The sequence below is a fragment of the Pseudomonas sp. Sample_23 genome (assembly GCF_004307595.1).
Classification (GTDB): Bacteria; Pseudomonadota; Gammaproteobacteria; order Pseudomonadales; family Pseudomonadaceae; genus Aquipseudomonas; species Aquipseudomonas atacamensis.
In genome coordinates, this window is sequence record NZ_RCNX01000093.1 from 1 (window position 1) to 15,508 (window position 15,508).

The window sequence follows — 15,508 nt, forward strand, 5'->3', positions numbered from 1 at the left end:
GGTGGGACAGCCCAACAACGACGGGGCCTGCGCCCGTCCCACCACCGCAAAAAGCGGTGGGACGGAGGCAGGCCGGTGGGACGGCGTGAGCCAGAGTAATGCTCACGATCAAGCCGCTTCCCCCAGGAGGAAGTGCTCGACCACGATGTGAGCGTCATGCAGGCGCTGGTAGTAGAGGTTGCGTGTGCAGCCACTGCGTGCCAGACGTGCAGCGAGAGGTGCGTCGGGCTGGAAGTAATGCACCTTGACGACCGTGATCAGCTCGGGATCAAGGCGTTTCTTGACGATGCGCTCAATGTCCAGGGAGGCTTCCAGCGGCACCCTGCTCCCGCGCCTGCCGCGCACAAGCTGACCACCGCTTTCCATCATCATCGCGACCATGTTGCCGCCCGAGTAACCGGCGGCGACCTCGTCGCTGTGCAGCTCCTGCGCCCATTGTTTGAGAGCCATATCGATCGCTTTAATCATCGAAGCACGGCTCCTCAAATGCAGGTTGTTCCAGCGCAGGCGCCCTGCCCCAACCCTCAGGTTTCTTGTACGCCCATGGCCGCTGGCCGCTCTTGCTCAAGGCGCCCAAACGGAACCGTCGCCAGCCCAGTCGATGGAGGATCGCTCCCACACGCATCTGCTCCGGTTTGCCCCAATGACCGGGATCGAGCTTGAGCGCCTGACTCATAACCTCGCTACCGGTGGTGGTCTCGCCGATCTGCGATTCTTCGAGCCAGGTCAGGATGGGCGTTTCCCATTCGTCCACCACAAAGCGTTCGTCCTGCTCCTCGCTGAACATCGGCGCCTCCTCTCGCGTTACCCACCAGAGGTCGCCGGCCTCAAAGCAGAACATCGCTTCAGCCCAGAGTTGGTCGCGGATCTCGCGCAGCAACGCAACGTCGACCTTGGTACAGGCCACCGGCCAATAACGACGGTTGCCGGTGGCGTCCTTGAGGTACTCGTCCTGGTTGGTGGTACCGACGAAAACACACTGGCGTGGCACGTCCAGCGTTCTGCGGCCATAGCTTTCGCGGTAGGTGTCAGTCGATGCCGAGAAGAACTGCTTGGCCTTGGTGCTCTCCGCCTTGTTGAAGCTGTCCAGCTCGCCCAGCTCAACAATCCACTTGCCACGGATTGCCTGAAAGCCGTCCTTGTCGCCGAGGGCAAACGGCGTATCCATGAACCACTCGCCGCCAAGCACGCTCATGGCGGTCGACTTACCGGCGCCTTGTACGCCTTCGAGGATCATCACCGAGTCCGCCTTGCAGCCGGGCTTCATCACCCGCGCCACGGCCGAGATCATCCAGCGCTTGCCGACCTTGGACGTGTAGTCCGTTGTCTTCACGCCCATGACATCGGTCAGCCACCGCTCCAGGCGCGGCACACGATCCCATTCCAGCTTTTTCAGGTACTCACGCACCGGGTGAAACGCGTGGTCGTGGGCCACGACGCTGACGGCTTCGATCACGTGCGATGACTTCACGCGCAGGTTGTACTGCTGCGCGAGCCACTTCATCACGCGCACATCATCGATGTCGGCCCATTCACCGGTACCACCGCCATAGGGCGCCGCACGCAGCTTGACGATCTTCGAACTGAAGGCGCAGTAGCTGATCACGCCAGCCCAGCGCTCGTCGTGAGCGAGGATCAGTTCCACGTTCTGCATGTGCGCGATCAAGGCGCCGCTTTCACTGCGGGCGAGTTGATCTTTCCAGCCACCGGCAGCGGGCGGACGGACCACCGCGAGGACTTGTCGACGCACCGCGTCGAGGCCTTCGGCGACGTGCAGGTCGTTGAAGTCGGTCCATTTGTCGTGACGCTCGACAGAGAAGATCGGCGCGACCACCTGGGCGCCGACGATCAAGGCCGCATTACTCGCTTTCTCCTCACCCGGATTCCAGGCATCGCCATTAGGCTTAGCAGTCTTCCAGTCGTCATCGCGGCAGATGATCAGCGGGCAGCCGGCGAAGCGCTCGCGCATGGCCTTACACACGGCGAGCAGGTTGCCCGCATCGAATGCCACGGCCACAGCGAGCGAGGTCGCCATGTGCAGGCTGGCGCCGGTGGCGTAACCCTCACAAACCAGCACCGGCTCACCCGGCTCTGGGTGCGGACCGAGCAAGTGAAAGGTGCCCTCCTTCGCCATGCCGTAAGGCCAGTAGGATTTGTCGCGATCGGTGTCTTCCTGCTTGTTCGGGAAGATCACCTGCAGGCCCATGATCTGATCACGAGCGTTCTTCATTGGGACCAGTACCGCACCGGTTCGTGGCGCGTATCGCACGTTGATGCCAACGATCTGTTTGCGGTCCAGGTATTCGCTGCGGCCGGTGGTCGGCATGCGTTCGAACAAAACCTGCGCCCTTTTCGCGGCCCGCCGCGCAGCGTTACTCGCGATTTCGGCGGCGCGGCGCTTGGCTTCTTCCTGGCGGGCACGCATCACTTCGCGTTCTTCCAGCGACATGCGACCAGCCTTGACCTTGATTTTCTGGGTCTCGCCCGAACGCCAGTCACCGAAGGCGCCGAAGATCAGGGTGTCGCCCTTCTCCGTGCGCTGCTCGTGGACCACGTACCAGCCGTTCTTTTCCTTGCCCTTGTCCTGCGATGTCTTGCAGCGGGTCAGCTTGCCGAACACCAGCGGTTGCGCTGGCTCCAGACCGTAATCGGCGAATTGGACCAATACCTCATCGAGCATGCTGAATCCCCCGCTCAGAAAGGGATTGGCAGCTGATGCACTGCGAGCAACCCGGTGAGGCCAGGCGACGGGCTTCCGGAATCGGATCGTCACAGGCCTCACAGAACAGCAAGGAATGGGCAGCGCTTTCGGCCTTGGCAGCGCTGCGCGCAGCCATGGCCTGATCGATGCGTTCCTGCACCAGATCATTGGCGAAATCGGCGATGTCAGCCACGGTCAGCACCTCGCGTCGTCTGGTTGACGTAGGTGGCGCGGTTGAACAACCCGAGCAGGCCTTGAATGCCCCGGAACACCTGCAGGCGAATCGCCGCCAGTTCCCGATCAGTCACCACGCCGTCGCCGATGCTCTTGGCCCAGGTCTCGGCCAGATCAGCAACCTGGCGGAAGTATTCGGCGATACCCGTGGTCAGGGTCTCAGGCATGTCGTTGGTGTAGGTATCGGCCAGTTCCTGCCAGACCGTGTCGCCGACCAGCGCATGCACCGCATCGAGAATGCGGCGATCCTTGGTCAGTTCGAGGATCTCGCCGAACTCCTGAATATTGATGGAGTGGCTCGGGTGGGTCGGCGACAGTTTGTGCTGCAGCGTGGTCGGGTTGCGGCCCGTCGTAGCGGCAATGGCAGCAGCACCGCCGGGGTATTCGCGAGCGGCGTGGTACAGCGCTAAATCGAGCGGCAGGATTTCCCGCTGCGCCCGTTCCAGAGAACTCAGAGCGATACGGCTCATGGCATTAATCCTAAAAGTTGCCAGTGCCGCGCGACAGAAGTTGGTGATACATTTGCCGCGTGGTCTGGAGAGGCCCAAAGCCGGCTAGGTTCGTAAGACCAAACCGGCACCGTGCCGGGGCGAACAATCCGTTGTTCACCCCTGGCGCAATAGCTGCCAGCTCTGTGGTAAGAACGGCAGCAACACCAAGGCTTCCGAGCCTTGGAAACGCGATGAAAGTCGGCGACATGTGGTGTGCTCGCCTACTGACATCGCGACCCGATAGCATTGTGGTGATGCTGTCGGGAGAAACTGGGCGACCCTTGGGTCGCCTTTTTTCTGGGTATTAAGCAGCAACTGCTGGAGTAGCTGGCGCAGGGAAAAGATCAGGCAAATCTGGACGCAATTCGTGGGGTAAGACTTTGCCCTCTGACGCTTTAGCAACAGCGTGGACGCGTTCGGTAGGTACGCGGCCAGCTTTAATCCATTTCCATACGTGCGGCTGCTTAACATTGCAGCGCCGTGCGAGTTCTGACTGGTTTCCGCCACACGCTTCAAGCGCACGCTGTAACGCTTCGCAAGCGGCGCCGTGATCATCAACGGAAGCGCTGCATTTCTTCTGATTTATAGTCATGTTCAGGTCTCAACGAGTAACTGAACGCAAATTATAACTTTGAGATTATTTTGTCAACAACCTTAGCTGTTGGACATTCTATAACTGGAGTCATAACCTCCACCCATGAACTATCCAGACAAAAATCAACTACCAACCCTCTCTGATCGCCTTAATTACGCGATGGCAGAACGTGGCCTCAAGCAGGAACAGCTTGCTGTCGCGGCGGGGTGCACCCAAGCGAGCATTCAGAAGCTCAGCTCCGGAAAATCCCAGAAGAGTCGATTCCTCGCCTCGATTGCGCGCGCTCTTCAAATCGACATTGATTGGTTAGAGCTTGGCACGCCACCACAAGAACAACGCGCTAATCATTTACCTCCCAAGCTGCGCCCTAAAGATGGAACTCCCTACGTTTTGGGTGAACTGTCTCCATGGGATGACGACACCCCGCTGGATGATGACGAGGTTGCTTTGCCGCTTTACAAGGAAGTCGAAATTTCTTCAGGGATGGGCAGGTCTTCTGTTCAAATCGACGACGGTCGTAAAGTCCGTTTCTCCAAGTACACCCTTAGGAAGGCTGGTATAGACCCGTCAAACGCTGCATGCGCCACCAATATGGGCAACTCTAATCATCCGTTGATTCTCGACAGGGCAACCCTCGGGATCGATAAAGGCATGAGGAGCATTATTGATGGACAGGTGTATGCACTGGAACATGACGGCCTTTTGAGAATCAAATTTCTTTATCGAATCCCAGGTGGAATCCGGCTGCGAAGCTTCAATCGGGAGGAATATGCCGATGAGGACTACACATTCGAACAGGTGATGGAGCAACACATACAAATTATTGGCCGAGTCTTTTGGTGGTCGACGCTCAACCCAACAAATATGTCGCTGCTTCGATAAATAATCGCTAGGTTATTGCCGAAAAATAAAACCTAAGTTATTTTTGCCTCACTCTCCAACCACAGTGAGGCTTCACCATGCGTACCACCGCATCCCTGCATGTCCATCCGGCTTGTGTCAGCAACCGCAAACTGATCGAACAGCTGCAGCTCGCTACAGGCTGCCTGGTCGTCATCCATAACAGCAAACCCAAGCTTGTCGCCAAGTCCTGCCAGCCCTCTCCTGTCGATCCAAGCGGTGGAGGGCACGCGGCATGAGCAAGTACAAGATCGACAACCGCACGCTGCAGTTGCTCAACGCCCAGGTCAACCTGACCGAGACCTTCAATCACGTTCTGCGCACAGTACCGAAGCGTGAATGCCTGGCATTCCGTTTAAAGGCTGAGCGCGGCACAGAGGAAAGCACTTTTGTCGTCGAGCTGGGCAGCGAACGCCACACACTGACCCTGCCAAACGACAAAAATATGCACCTCAAACTGGCCGACTTCATTGGAGAGATTGCCAACGGTCCGCTTGATCCGAGCACCACCAGCGACCTGGCGCATCGCCCGCACGCTGATCGCCAATACGTCCGCTTTGAAGTCCAGGACAAACAGCGGGTATTCGAACTGATCCGCACCGGCGGCGTGCTCAGCCTCGACATGGGCTTCGATGTGCCGTTGCATGTCGCTGTACATCGTCCGCACACCCTCTCCTGCGTCACCGCCATCCTCAGCATTGGCACAAAGATCCCCCGTACCCGGTGTTTCACCGCGTGCGGTAGCGATGTCGAGATCTACGGCAAGGTCAGCGAGTCCATCAACCACCTCGCTGCAGCGGCCACTCCTGCCGCGCATGCGGCTTGAGGAGGACGCCATGGAACGCACCCTCGCACAAGCGGCCGTTTATCTCGGCCTGACCCGTCCCAAGCTCATCGCTCTCATGCGTGAAAAGGGTCTGCTCACGGGAAACCTGCCGGCAGATCTCAAGCGCGACGGTCAGTATCTGCGGGTCAAAGACAGCCCCTGGTACGACGAGAAATACGGCATGCAGTACAGCCAGTCGACCAGGGTCAAGCAAGCCGGGATTCGCTGGCTGGCTGAGCAACTCGACATCGACCTCCCCCCAATCCCGGCAGACCGCCGTGACGTGGCCTAGGGAGTACGCCCGCCAGATCGTTGCCATGCGCACACGCGAGGAGCGCAATGCCGCGCTCCTCGAAGTGCCTGAACATCTGCGCGAGCTGACCAAACGCCACTGTCTGAATGCCTGGGCTCACGCCAAAGGGAAAAGAACACATGAATAACCATCTGATGGATCAGCACCTTGTCGACCTCTTACGCATGCCCGTTGAGCAGCGTAACCGGACCAAGGTTCACGAGGTGCTCACTCAAATTGCCGCGATTGCTCAATTGGAGGAGCAAATGGAAATTAAAGCCGACTGGACGCAACTCCAACTGGTGGAGTACCAGCGGGAGGTAATGGAGTTTGTAACCATATCCGAGTTACTCAATGCGACGCCGACGTTCGATTACGGTGATTTTGCATTCAACATTCGCAAGACGCGCCTTGGATGGCGCGCCTCGCTCACCATGCTGCTCACCAACTCAGGAGCCCAGGCAGGCAATAAGTACATATCGAGGCATGGAGGCACCGCCGAAGAGGCGGTACTCAACCTCAGAACAACAATCAAGACATGGGTAGGCTAATGACAGCTGCTAGCCAGAACCCGCTCCGCCTGCACCCAGCACCGGAGTCAGCCACCGTCGAACTGCTCTACCGCATCTTCGGGGACGTCCTGATCCCGCTGGAAAAAGTGCGCGAGCAATACTTTCGTAACCTCAACGAACAGTCCTTCGTGGCGGAAATCCAGAGCGGCAGAATCCAGCTGCCAATCACCACGCTGGACACCAGCCGCAAGGCGCTGAAGTACGCGCACATCCGCCACGTTGCCTCGCTGATCGACATCCGCGCCTACAAAGCCGATGAAAACATGCAGCGACAGCAGGACGGCCAACGCACTGTCGTCCCCACACCACTGACGGCTGTCACTACCAGCCAACGACAATCTCAGGAGCAGACCACATGATGACCCCAATACAAATCGGCGCACTCGTCATCCTGATAGTTCTAGCCGCCCTGCTTGTCTGGGGCGGTTACATCATGGGCCGCAGCGATGGACTAGAGACCGGCCTGCGCGAGGGTGAAGACATTCAGCGCGCCGCGAGTGCCAGAACTATCCGCGAGCTTCAGGCCTCTCTGCAGTTCATCCGAGCCGATCACACGCGCCTGGCACAAACCTGCAAACGACTTGAAGCACGTCCCCCCTTCGGCCGGGCCGAGTGCCGGACGCTGGTCGCCATCGGCGAGCTGTTGCGGGTCGCGGCCGAGACCTTCAGCGCCTTTCGTACCGGCAAGAAGCTCGAGCGCGACGCCAGATCTCTACAAAAGCAAGCGGTTCATATGGCACAACGCCTAGCGACTGAAAAAGAACCCGATGACACGAAAGGCATTCAGCCAAAAGGAGTGAAAGCATGAGCGCCGCAGAAAAAATTGATTTCCACATCACTCCAGGCGCTTGGTTTCGGCAGGACCTGCTGTATCCAGTTTTTGGGCTAAGCACGGAAGCAGTTCGTAAATACCGATCCCGTGGGATTTGGCTAGAAGGGAAGCACTATCGAACGGACCCAGCGAACGTGCTTGTTTATAACAAGGAGGCGATTGAAAAGTGGATGGCAGGCCAACCATGACTGACAAGATGCCTACAGGCGTCGAGATGAATGGCAAGCAATTACGCATCTGGTTCATCTTCAACGGCCAACGTTGCCGAGAACCTCTCGAAGGAATCTCGAAAGTAAACAAAGCCGCAATTGCATATGCCGACAACAAACGGCGCACGATCCTGGCGGAGATTAAAGAGGGCCGCTTCGATTATGCGGCTCACTTCCCTAACTCACCAAGGGCCGCCATGTTCACGGGCACCGGCGGCCCATCCCTAAAGCGTACTGTCAAAGAAGGTATCGACCGCTGGCTGGAGGTTCAAAGGGCGCTTAAAGCATCTAGCACCGTCGTCAATTACGTAAGCAAATCAAAACACGTGGAGACCAAATTTGGCAGGCGCCGAATCGTCGATATCAGCAAAAGCGATATAGAGCTTTTTCAAGCACATCTACTCAAACAAGGTCTTTCCCCAAAAACCGTAAACGACATTTTCACTGTAGTCCGGGGCGTCTGGGGTGACGCTTTCGGCGACGGCATTCTTAAATCCAATCCGCTAGACAGGGTTAGCAATGTAGGGTCGGACGTCGATCTTGAGCACGCTGACCCATTTACTCGCACCGAGATTGATCTAATTGGTAAAACAGATCCCGCCCGCAGACCCGATAGCAGGATGATTGAGTTCAACTGTTGGGCTGGTCTCTCGCTGTCCGAGCTTATCGCACTCGCTGTCGAAGATATCGATCTTGAAGCAGGCCTAGTGCAAGTTCGGCGCGCATTGGTTGTCGGTGAATTCAAGGTACCGAAGGAACGCTCTAGAGTGAGAGTGATCGAGCTAATCGATCCGGCTTTGCAGCTGATGCGAGAGATTATTGCTGCAGCTAAAGACGCGCCCGCAGAGGAAATCACCGTAATTCAGCGCGACAACATTACATCCAAAAAGATGAAAGTCAGATTTCTTTTCCGTAGCTCCACCAGCGGCTTGTTATGGAGCGGCAAAACCCTCAGCAACTGGTTTACTGCACATCTGAAAATGGCAGAAGTCCGGCACCGGGGCGCCAATCAATGTCGTCACACTTTCGCCAGCCAGATGTTGTCTAGCTACGTTCCGGTTGAATGGGTGGCGAGGCAGCTTGGACACGCTGACACAACGATGGTGAGAAAACATTATGGGAGGTGGATACCCAAAGACACCAAGAGCATGGCGGGTGTTGTGTCAAAAATGCTGGGGTTTAGAACGGACTAGAGCGGCATGTCGGACAAGGTTTATGCCCTAGAAATGCCCTAAATGAATCGACAGAAACGAAAAAGCCCCCGTAATCAGCAATGATTACGGGGGCTTCGTCTTGTTCAATAATGGCGGAGAGATAGGGATTCGAACCCTAGGTACCGGTGAAGGTACAACGGATTTCGAATCCGTCCCATTCGGCCACTCTGGCATCTCTCCAACGGCGCGCATCATAACAACACTTTCGTTGGTTGCGAACCCCCCAAACGAAATTTTTTCCGTGCTATCAGATGCTTGCGTCGATTAAAGCGGTACACCCAGACGAGCGGCGACTTCTTCGTAGGCTTCGATGACGTCACCGAGGCCTTGGCGGAAGCGGTCCTTGTCCATCTTCTTCTTGGTGTCCTTGTCCCACAGACGGCAGCCGTCCGGGCTGAACTCGTCGCCGAGGACGATGGAGCCGTCGCTGAACACGCCGAATTCAAGCTTGAAATCGACCAGCAGCAGGCCGGCGTCGTCGAACAGTTTGCTCAGGACTTCGTTGACCTTGAGCGACAGTTCTTTCATGCGCGCCAGTTGCTCGGCGGTGCCCCAACCGAATGCCACGACGTGGGATTCGTTGATGAACGGGTCGCCCTTGGCGTCGTCCTTCAAGAACAGTTCGAAGGTGTACGGGTTGAGCTTCATGCCCTCCTCGACGCCCAGACGCTTGACCAGGCTGCCGGCGGCATAGTTACGCACGACGCATTCCACCGGGATCATGTCGAGCTTCTTCACCAGGCATTCATTGTCGCCCAGCAGTTTGTCGAACTGGGTAGGCACGCCGGCCGCTTCGAGTTTCTGCATGATGAAGGCGTTGAACTTGTTGTTCACCATACCCTTGCGATCAAGCTGTTCGATGCGCTTGCCGTCGAACGCCGAAGTGTCGTTGCGAAACAGCAGGATCAAGCGGTCAGCGTCGTCGGTCTTGTAAACCGATTTGGCTTTGCCGCGGTAGAGTTCTTCACGTTTTTCCATGATGGGCTCCGCTTGCTAAGTAGGTGGGCTAGGCGATGTGGCGCCAGTCGAGCCCTGAATCTTGATCGGCCAGTTGCAGCCAGTCCGGGTCGCACCCGAGGGTGTCGACAAAACATTGCCGGGCCAGCTGCGGCAGGTTGTTCTTGCTGCTCAGATGGGCCAGCACCAGGTGTTGCAAACCCTGCCAGCCCAACTCGGCCACCAGGAATGCCGCCTGATGGTTGTTCAGATGTCCGCGTTCGCCGCCCACCCGTTGCTTGAGAAAGTACGGGTAGTGACCACGGGCCAGCATGTCGCGGCAATGGTTCGACTCGATCATCAATGCATCGAGGTCCCGATAGCCATCCAGCACCCGCTCGCAGAACGATCCCAGGTCGGTCAACAGGCCGAAGCGCCGCTGTTCCTGATCGCTGAAAACGTACTGGGTCGGCTCCTGCGCGTCATGGGCCACGGCAATGACCCCAACGTTCAGTGCGCCGATCTGCAGTTGCTCGCCGCCGGCCAGAAAGCCTGCCGGTTCAAGCGGTTTGCGCATCCCGCGCAACGTGCCACGACTGAGGTAGACCGGCAGATTGTAGCGCCGAGACAGTAAACCCACGCCATGCACGTGGTCGGCATGTTCGTGGGTCACGAGTATCGCGCTCAGTTGCGCCGGGTGCACACCCAGGCGCAACAGACGTCTTTCGGTTTCCCGCAGGGAAAAACCACAATCCACCAGCACGTACGTATCAGCACTGGCGATCAGCGTGCCGTTCCCTTGGCTACCGCTGCCGAGAACGGCAAAACGCATATCGGATCAGCCCAGGTTGTCCTGAATCACGCTCAACACTTTACGCGCGACATCGGCCGGCGCGACGGTGTTGATGTTCTTTTCGACGGTAACCTGGATGTTCTCGCCCACCTTGCTCAGGCGAACCTGATAACGCTCGGCGCGGGCTTCGACTTCTTCCTTGCTCGGCGCACTGCCGAACAGGCTGCTGAAGAAGCCAGGCTTGTCGTCTTTCTTCTCGGCTTTTTCGGCCAGGTTGATGTAGTACAGGCCCAGGCTGCGGTTGATGTCTTCAACGCGCCATTCGCCCTGTTCCAGCGCACGGCCGACGCTCGACCAGGCGCGGTCCAGATCGGTACCGACGTTCAACACCGGGTTGCCGCTGCCGTCTTCGTTCAGGCTGACACGGCTCGGCGCATCGAAATCACGCGAGGCCAGCATCGACACCGAACCGCCCTTCTCGGAGGTGCGGCTCATGCTCGCGAGCATGTCGTCGACCAGCGCAGCGTCCAGGCCAGTGTTGACCGAACGGTTGGTGAAGGCCACGTCGGCCGTACTGCCGGCAGGACGCTCGGCGCTGACCACGTAGATTTCACTGGTGTTGCGCTGCACGCCCGGCTCGATGCGCACACGCACGCGGGTTTCGCTGTCGCTGGCGATACCGGCCGCACTCAGGCGCTTGGCCATCGACGCGGACAACTCGTCGGAGTGCTGCCAGGTGGTGGTGAACTCACCGGTCTGCGGACGCTGTTCATCCAGACGGAAACCGTTGTCCTGGAAGAACTGCAGCGCCACTGGCCAGACTTCGGCCGGCGGGTGCTGGGCCACGACCCAACGCGAATCACCGCTCTTCTGCAGCGAGTAATCCGTGGCATCGGCAACCGCCGAAAGCGGCTGAGGACGCGGCACGACGTATTCGCCCGTCGCGGTGTCATCGGCCACGTTGCGCGGGATCGGCAACAGCGGATCGAGACGTTTGGCAGTGCTCACATCCGGTGGCAATTGCATCGGTGCAGTCTGTTGCGCTTGCAGGTAATCGCTTCCACGGTCGCGGAAATAACCTTCCGGCCCCCAGACCCATCCGCAGCCACTGGTGCTGGAGATAATCAAGGCAAGTGCGGAAAGTCCGGCCATTCGCTTCATGCGTTGTACTTCCTCAATTAAACCAGGACGTTGCACTGGCGCAGGGCCGAGCGCAGCGTTTCATGACAAGGGGTGCTCAGCCAGGTCAGTGGCAGGCGGATGCCTTCGTGCATCAGGCCCATTTCGACCAAAGCCCACTTCACCGGAATCGGGTTGGCTTCGATGAACAGGTCCTTGTGCAGCGGCATCAGTTTTTCGTTGATTGCGCGTGCGGTATCGGCGTCGCCCTTGAGCGCGGCCTCGCACAGGTCAGCCATTTCGCGCGGGGCGACGTTGGCGGTGACCGAGATGTTGCCTTTGCCGCCCAGCAGGATCAGCTCGACAGCGGTCGGATCATCGCCGGACAGGACGATGAAATCCTTGCTCACGCCATCGATGATCGCTTTGGCGCGCTTGAGGTCGCCGGTGGCTTCCTTGATGCCGATGATGTTCGGCACGGTGGAAAGGCGAATCACCGTCTCGGCCTGCATGTCGCAGGAGGTGCGGCCGGGAACGTTGTAGAGAATCTGCGGAATGTCGACCGCTTCAGCGATGTGCTTGAAGTGCTGGTACAGGCCTTCCTGGGTCGGCTTGTTGTAATAAGGAACCACCAGCAGGCAGGCATCGGCGCCGGCGGCCTTGGCGTTGCGAGTCAGCTCGACGGCTTCGCGGGTCGAATTGGCGCCGGTGCCGGCGATGACCGGAATGCGCCCGGCAACCTGTTTGACCACGGCTTTGATGACGGCGATGTGCTCTTCTACATCAAGGGTGGCCGACTCGCCGGTTGTACCGACGGCGACGATGGCATGGGTGCCGTTCTTGAGGTGGAAGTCCACGAGTTTGCTGAGGCTGTCCCAGTCAAGACGCCCTTGTGCATCCATGGGAGTGACCAGTGCCACCATACTGCCCGCAATCATGAAACCGCTCCTGCCGGAAAAAGAGAGCGGTAATGGTACTGGCGCCAAGATGCTTGCACAAGCGAAGTACTGCGCCGCCGCCATTCCCCTTGGCGCCGCTTTTCGCTACCCTTCAGACTTTGATCGGTACAGATCAGCTTGTACGCCGGGTTTCAGCCTCCCCTTTCGGCCTCCCAGGCCCCGTTCCTGCGTCGCATCGACGCGCTCCCGCACAGCGGAGCGAGCCGCGAACGCTGGCCGGGGCTCTTTATACGGACCGCCAGAACAGGCACTCCCGGCCGCCAATGCCCGTCAACCTACCGACCGCTCATCGCTTTAGGAATGCTGCATGTCCACCCCCACAGTTCGCGAACAATTCCTTGTCATCAGTGCCCTCGGCGCCAACCCCATGGAGCTGACCAACGTCCTGTGCCGCGCCAGCCATGAAAACCGCTGCGCCGTCGTCACCTCTCGCCTGACCCGCCACGGCGAGTGCAGCGCCCTGGTGCTGGAAATTTCCGGCAGCTGGGACGCCCTCGCGCGCCTCGAAGGCAGCCTGCCATTGCTGGCCAAGCGTCACGCATTCACCGTCAACGTGGTGCGCAGCGCCGCTCTGGAAAATCGCCCGCAAGCGCTGCCTTACGTGGCTTACGTCAGCTCGGCGTATCGCCCGGACATCATCAATGAGCTGTGCCAGTTCTTCATGGACCACAACGTCGAGCTGGAAAACCTCACCTGCGACACCTATCAGGCGCCACAGACCGGCGGCACCATGCTCAACGCCACGTTCACCGTGACCCTGCCGGCCAACACCCAGATCAGCTGGCTGCGCGATCAGTTCCTCGATTTCGCCGACGCGATGAACCTGGATGCCCTGATCGAGCCTTGGCGCCCACAAAACCCAATGTAAGGAAGCTTTCATGGCCGTTGTCATCGACCAACCGGTTGCGGATTTCACCGCACCTGCGACCAGCGGGCAGACCGTCAGCCTGTCCGAACTCAAGGGCAAGCAAGTGGTGATCTACTTCTACCCGAAGGACAGCACCCCGGGCTGCACCACTCAGGGCCAGGGCTTTCGCGATCAATATGCGGCGTTCAAGGCTGCCAACACCGAAGTCTTCGGCATTTCCCGCGACAGTTTGAAGTCGCACGAAAACTTCAAAGGCAAACAGGAGTTCCCCTTCGAACTGATCAGTGACAAGGACGAAGCGGTTTGCCAGTTGTTCGACGTGATCAAGCTGAAAAAACTGTATGGCAAGGAATACCTAGGCGTTGATCGCAGTACTTTCCTGATTGATAAGGACGGTGTGCTGCGTCAGGAATGGCGTGGCGTGAAAGTGCCGGGGCATGTTGATGCCGTGCTGGCGGCGGCTGAGGCTCTGAATAAAGCCTGATGTTTTTGCTGCGTCTGTAAAGACGCCTTCGCGAGCAGGCTCGCTCCCACAATTGAAATCTAATCACCGTGGGAGCGAGCCTGCTTGCGAATAGCCTCTCTGTAAAATCCGGATCAACCGCTAAAGCAACGGCGCCACCACCGGCTCCTTGCGAGGCCACGCATCCAGCACAGCCTTGAACAGCGTCGCCAGCGGGATCGCGAAGAACACACCCCAGAATCCCCACAACCCACCAAACAACAGCACCGCGCAGATGATTGCCACCGGATGCAGATTCACTGCTTCCGAAAACAGCAACGGCACCAGCACGTTGCCGTCCAGCGTCTGAATGATTCCGTAGACCGCCATCAGGTAGATGAACTGATCGCTCCAGCCCCACTGGAACAGCGCAATCAGCAGCACCGGTACGGTCACCACTACCGCACCGACATACGGCACCACCACCGACAAACCGACCAGCAACGCCAGCAGCGCCGCGTAGTTCAGGCCCAGCGCGATGAAGGCGATGTAGGTCACGCCGCCGCAAATCACGATCTCGATGCCTTTGCCACGTATGTAATTGGCGATCTGCCGGTTCATTTCCTGGGCGACGCGGGTGATCAGCGCGCGCTCGCGAGGCAGATAGCCGCGCACCCACTCGCCGATCATCGCCCGATCCTTGAGGAAGAAGAACACCAGAATCGGCACCAGCACCAGGTAGATCATGATGTTCACCAGCAGTGGCAAACTCGACAATGAGAAAGTCAGAGCCCACTGACCGAACTTGCCAATCTCGCCCCGCGCCGCTTCGATCGCTTGCAGGACTTGCTCGTCAGACACCAGATGCGGATAGCGCTCGGGCAATAGAAGCAGCAGCGATTGCCACTTGGCGAGCATGCCCGGCAACTCGTTGAACAGGGTGATCAACTGATGCCACAGCAATGGCAGCACCACGACGATAAACAGCATCAGCGCGCCCATGAACAGCGCAAACACCAGCCCCACGGCCACCCCGCCGGGCACACGCAGCCGCTCGAGCGTCACTACCAGGCCCTGCATCAGATACGCCAGCACCATCCCGGCCAGAACCGGCGCAAGCATGCCGCCGAGGGTAAGCACGGCGGTGAAGGCGAGAAACAGCAGCACTGCCAGCACCACCGCTTCTTCATCGGAGAAGTAGCGCTGAATCCAGTCGCGTAACACTTTGAACATCAATAATCCCTTCGATTTTAGGCGCGGCGCTTCAGGCTTTTTTCAACCAGTAACGGTAGACGCCAGCCTCGTCTTCTTCGCGCAACAGCGCATGACCGGCGAGTTTGGCAAAGGTACGGAAGTCGCGTTGCGAGCCGGCATCGGTAGCGATCACCTTGAGCACAGCGCCACTTTGCAGTTTGTTGAGTTCCATTTTTGCCTTGAGCAACGGCAACGGACAGTTCAGGCCACTGGCGTCCAGTTCCACGTCATGGGCTACAGCGTCAGTCATTGCGTCACTCCGGTTCGGGTT

Annotated in this window: 22 protein-coding genes and 1 tRNA gene; 11 read left to right on the forward strand and 12 right to left on the reverse strand. The window is 58.5% G+C overall.

The features are described 5' to 3' along the window. Positions 1-108: 108 nt before the first annotated feature. The 5 genes from D8U82_RS24990 to D8U82_RS25010 all read right to left on the reverse strand — a co-directional run bounded on the left by D8U82_RS24990 (position 109) and on the right by D8U82_RS25010 (position 4,018). Positions 109-468 carry a hypothetical protein gene (locus tag D8U82_RS24990; protein ID WP_130903181.1) on the reverse strand — a complete coding sequence of 120 codons (360 nt, stop codon included), beginning with the start codon at positions 466-468 and terminating at the stop codon, positions 109-111. Continuing rightward, on the reverse strand, positions 461-2,680 hold the full coding sequence (locus D8U82_RS24995) for a VapE domain-containing protein (protein WP_130903182.1): 2,220 nt from the start codon (positions 2,678-2,680) through the stop codon (positions 461-463). Before D8U82_RS24995 ends, D8U82_RS24990 begins: the two co-directional genes overlap by 8 nt. After that, entirely contained in the window at positions 2,670-2,894 is a 225-nt protein-coding gene (locus tag D8U82_RS25000; protein ID WP_116254822.1) for a TraR/DksA family transcriptional regulator, read from the reverse strand. The genes D8U82_RS24995 and D8U82_RS25000 overlap by 11 nt, the downstream gene beginning before the upstream one ends. Beyond that, positions 2,887-3,405, reverse strand: coding sequence for a phage regulatory CII family protein (locus tag D8U82_RS25005; protein WP_130903183.1), 519 nt, complete (start codon positions 3,403-3,405; stop codon positions 2,887-2,889). The genes D8U82_RS25000 and D8U82_RS25005 overlap by 8 nt, the downstream gene beginning before the upstream one ends. Before the next feature lie 325 nt (positions 3,406-3,730). Continuing rightward, positions 3,731-4,018, reverse strand: coding sequence for a YdaS family helix-turn-helix protein (locus D8U82_RS25010; protein ID WP_130903184.1), 288 nt, complete (start codon positions 4,016-4,018; stop codon positions 3,731-3,733). Positions 4,019-4,123: 105 nt separating this feature from the next. Here D8U82_RS25010 and D8U82_RS25015 point away from each other — a divergent pair, with 105 nt between their 5' ends. The 9 genes from D8U82_RS25015 (at position 4,124) to D8U82_RS25055 (ending at position 8,845) form a co-directional block, all read left to right on the forward strand. Then, complete coding sequence (locus tag D8U82_RS25015; protein ID WP_130903185.1) at positions 4,124-4,903, forward strand: helix-turn-helix transcriptional regulator; 780 nt, start codon at positions 4,124-4,126, stop codon at positions 4,901-4,903. Between the two features lie 77 nt (positions 4,904-4,980). Then, complete coding sequence (locus D8U82_RS25020; RefSeq protein ID WP_130903186.1) at positions 4,981-5,160, forward strand: hypothetical protein; 180 nt, start codon at positions 4,981-4,983, stop codon at positions 5,158-5,160. Next, complete coding sequence (locus D8U82_RS25025) at positions 5,157-5,747, forward strand: hypothetical protein (RefSeq protein ID WP_130903187.1); 591 nt, start codon at positions 5,157-5,159, stop codon at positions 5,745-5,747. The genes D8U82_RS25020 and D8U82_RS25025 overlap by 4 nt, the downstream gene beginning before the upstream one ends. Before the next feature lie 10 nt (positions 5,748-5,757). Further along, a complete protein-coding gene (locus D8U82_RS25030) occupies positions 5,758-6,039 on the forward strand; it encodes a phage antirepressor KilAC domain-containing protein (protein WP_130903188.1) in 282 nt (93 codons plus the stop codon). Positions 6,040-6,179: 140 nt separating this feature from the next. Beyond that, positions 6,180-6,590 (forward strand): hypothetical protein, encoded by a 411-nt coding sequence (locus tag D8U82_RS25035; RefSeq protein WP_130903189.1) that lies wholly within the window; start codon positions 6,180-6,182, stop codon positions 6,588-6,590. Continuing rightward, positions 6,590-6,970 (forward strand): pyocin activator PrtN family protein, encoded by a 381-nt coding sequence (locus D8U82_RS25040; RefSeq protein ID WP_130903190.1) that lies wholly within the window; start codon positions 6,590-6,592, stop codon positions 6,968-6,970. The genes D8U82_RS25035 and D8U82_RS25040 overlap by 1 nt, the downstream gene beginning before the upstream one ends. Further along, positions 6,967-7,419, forward strand: a complete 453-nt coding sequence (locus D8U82_RS25045; protein WP_130903191.1) for a hypothetical protein — start codon at positions 6,967-6,969, stop codon at positions 7,417-7,419. Before D8U82_RS25040 ends, D8U82_RS25045 begins: the two co-directional genes overlap by 4 nt. Further along, positions 7,416-7,631 (forward strand): excisionase family protein, encoded by a 216-nt coding sequence (gene xisR, locus D8U82_RS25050; RefSeq protein ID WP_027614470.1) that lies wholly within the window; start codon positions 7,416-7,418, stop codon positions 7,629-7,631. The genes D8U82_RS25045 and xisR overlap by 4 nt, the downstream gene beginning before the upstream one ends. Next, positions 7,628-8,845, forward strand: coding sequence for a DUF3596 domain-containing protein (locus tag D8U82_RS25055; protein ID WP_130903192.1), 1,218 nt, complete (start codon positions 7,628-7,630; stop codon positions 8,843-8,845). The genes xisR and D8U82_RS25055 overlap by 4 nt, the downstream gene beginning before the upstream one ends. A gap of 111 nt (positions 8,846-8,956) precedes the next feature. Here D8U82_RS25055 and D8U82_RS25060 read toward each other — a convergent pair. The 5 genes from D8U82_RS25060 to dapA all read right to left on the reverse strand — a co-directional run bounded on the left by D8U82_RS25060 (position 8,957) and on the right by dapA (position 12,652). Beyond that, positions 8,957-9,046: transfer RNA gene (locus D8U82_RS25060), tRNA-Ser, on the reverse strand. A gap of 84 nt (positions 9,047-9,130) precedes the next feature. After that, positions 9,131-9,844: a phosphoribosylaminoimidazolesuccinocarboxamide synthase gene (gene purC, locus D8U82_RS25065; RefSeq protein ID WP_016771262.1), complete on the reverse strand. Its 714-nt coding sequence runs from the start codon at positions 9,842-9,844 to the stop codon at positions 9,131-9,133. Positions 9,845-9,872: 28 nt separating this feature from the next. Then, a complete protein-coding gene (locus D8U82_RS25070) occupies positions 9,873-10,634 on the reverse strand; it encodes an MBL fold metallo-hydrolase (protein ID WP_024012002.1) in 762 nt (253 codons plus the stop codon). A gap of 6 nt (positions 10,635-10,640) precedes the next feature. Continuing rightward, the gene (gene bamC / locus D8U82_RS25075; protein WP_016771264.1) at positions 10,641-11,756 is read right to left on the reverse strand and encodes an outer membrane protein assembly factor BamC; all 1,116 of its coding nucleotides are present in this window, start codon (positions 11,754-11,756) and stop codon (positions 10,641-10,643) included. A 17-nt stretch (positions 11,757-11,773) separates the two neighbouring features. Continuing rightward, on the reverse strand, positions 11,774-12,652 hold the full coding sequence (dapA, locus tag D8U82_RS25080; protein ID WP_016771265.1) for a 4-hydroxy-tetrahydrodipicolinate synthase: 879 nt from the start codon (positions 12,650-12,652) through the stop codon (positions 11,774-11,776). A 328-nt stretch (positions 12,653-12,980) separates the two neighbouring features. On the opposite strand from dapA, the gene D8U82_RS25090 reads away from it, so the two are divergent. Beyond that, the gene (locus D8U82_RS25090) at positions 12,981-13,541 is read left to right on the forward strand and encodes a glycine cleavage system protein R (RefSeq protein WP_071174673.1); all 561 of its coding nucleotides are present in this window, start codon (positions 12,981-12,983) and stop codon (positions 13,539-13,541) included. A 10-nt stretch (positions 13,542-13,551) separates the two neighbouring features. Next, on the forward strand, positions 13,552-14,025 hold the full coding sequence (locus D8U82_RS25095) for a peroxiredoxin (RefSeq protein WP_041478861.1): 474 nt from the start codon (positions 13,552-13,554) through the stop codon (positions 14,023-14,025). 120 nt (positions 14,026-14,145) lie between these two features. Here the strand turns inward: D8U82_RS25095 and D8U82_RS25100 are convergent, their stop codons facing one another. After that, complete coding sequence (locus D8U82_RS25100; protein WP_016771268.1) at positions 14,146-15,216, reverse strand: AI-2E family transporter; 1,071 nt, start codon at positions 15,214-15,216, stop codon at positions 14,146-14,148. 31 nt (positions 15,217-15,247) lie between these two features. Then, positions 15,248-15,487, reverse strand: coding sequence for a sulfurtransferase TusA family protein (locus tag D8U82_RS25105; RefSeq protein ID WP_016771269.1), 240 nt, complete (start codon positions 15,485-15,487; stop codon positions 15,248-15,250). Positions 15,488-15,508: the final 21 nt, after the last annotated feature.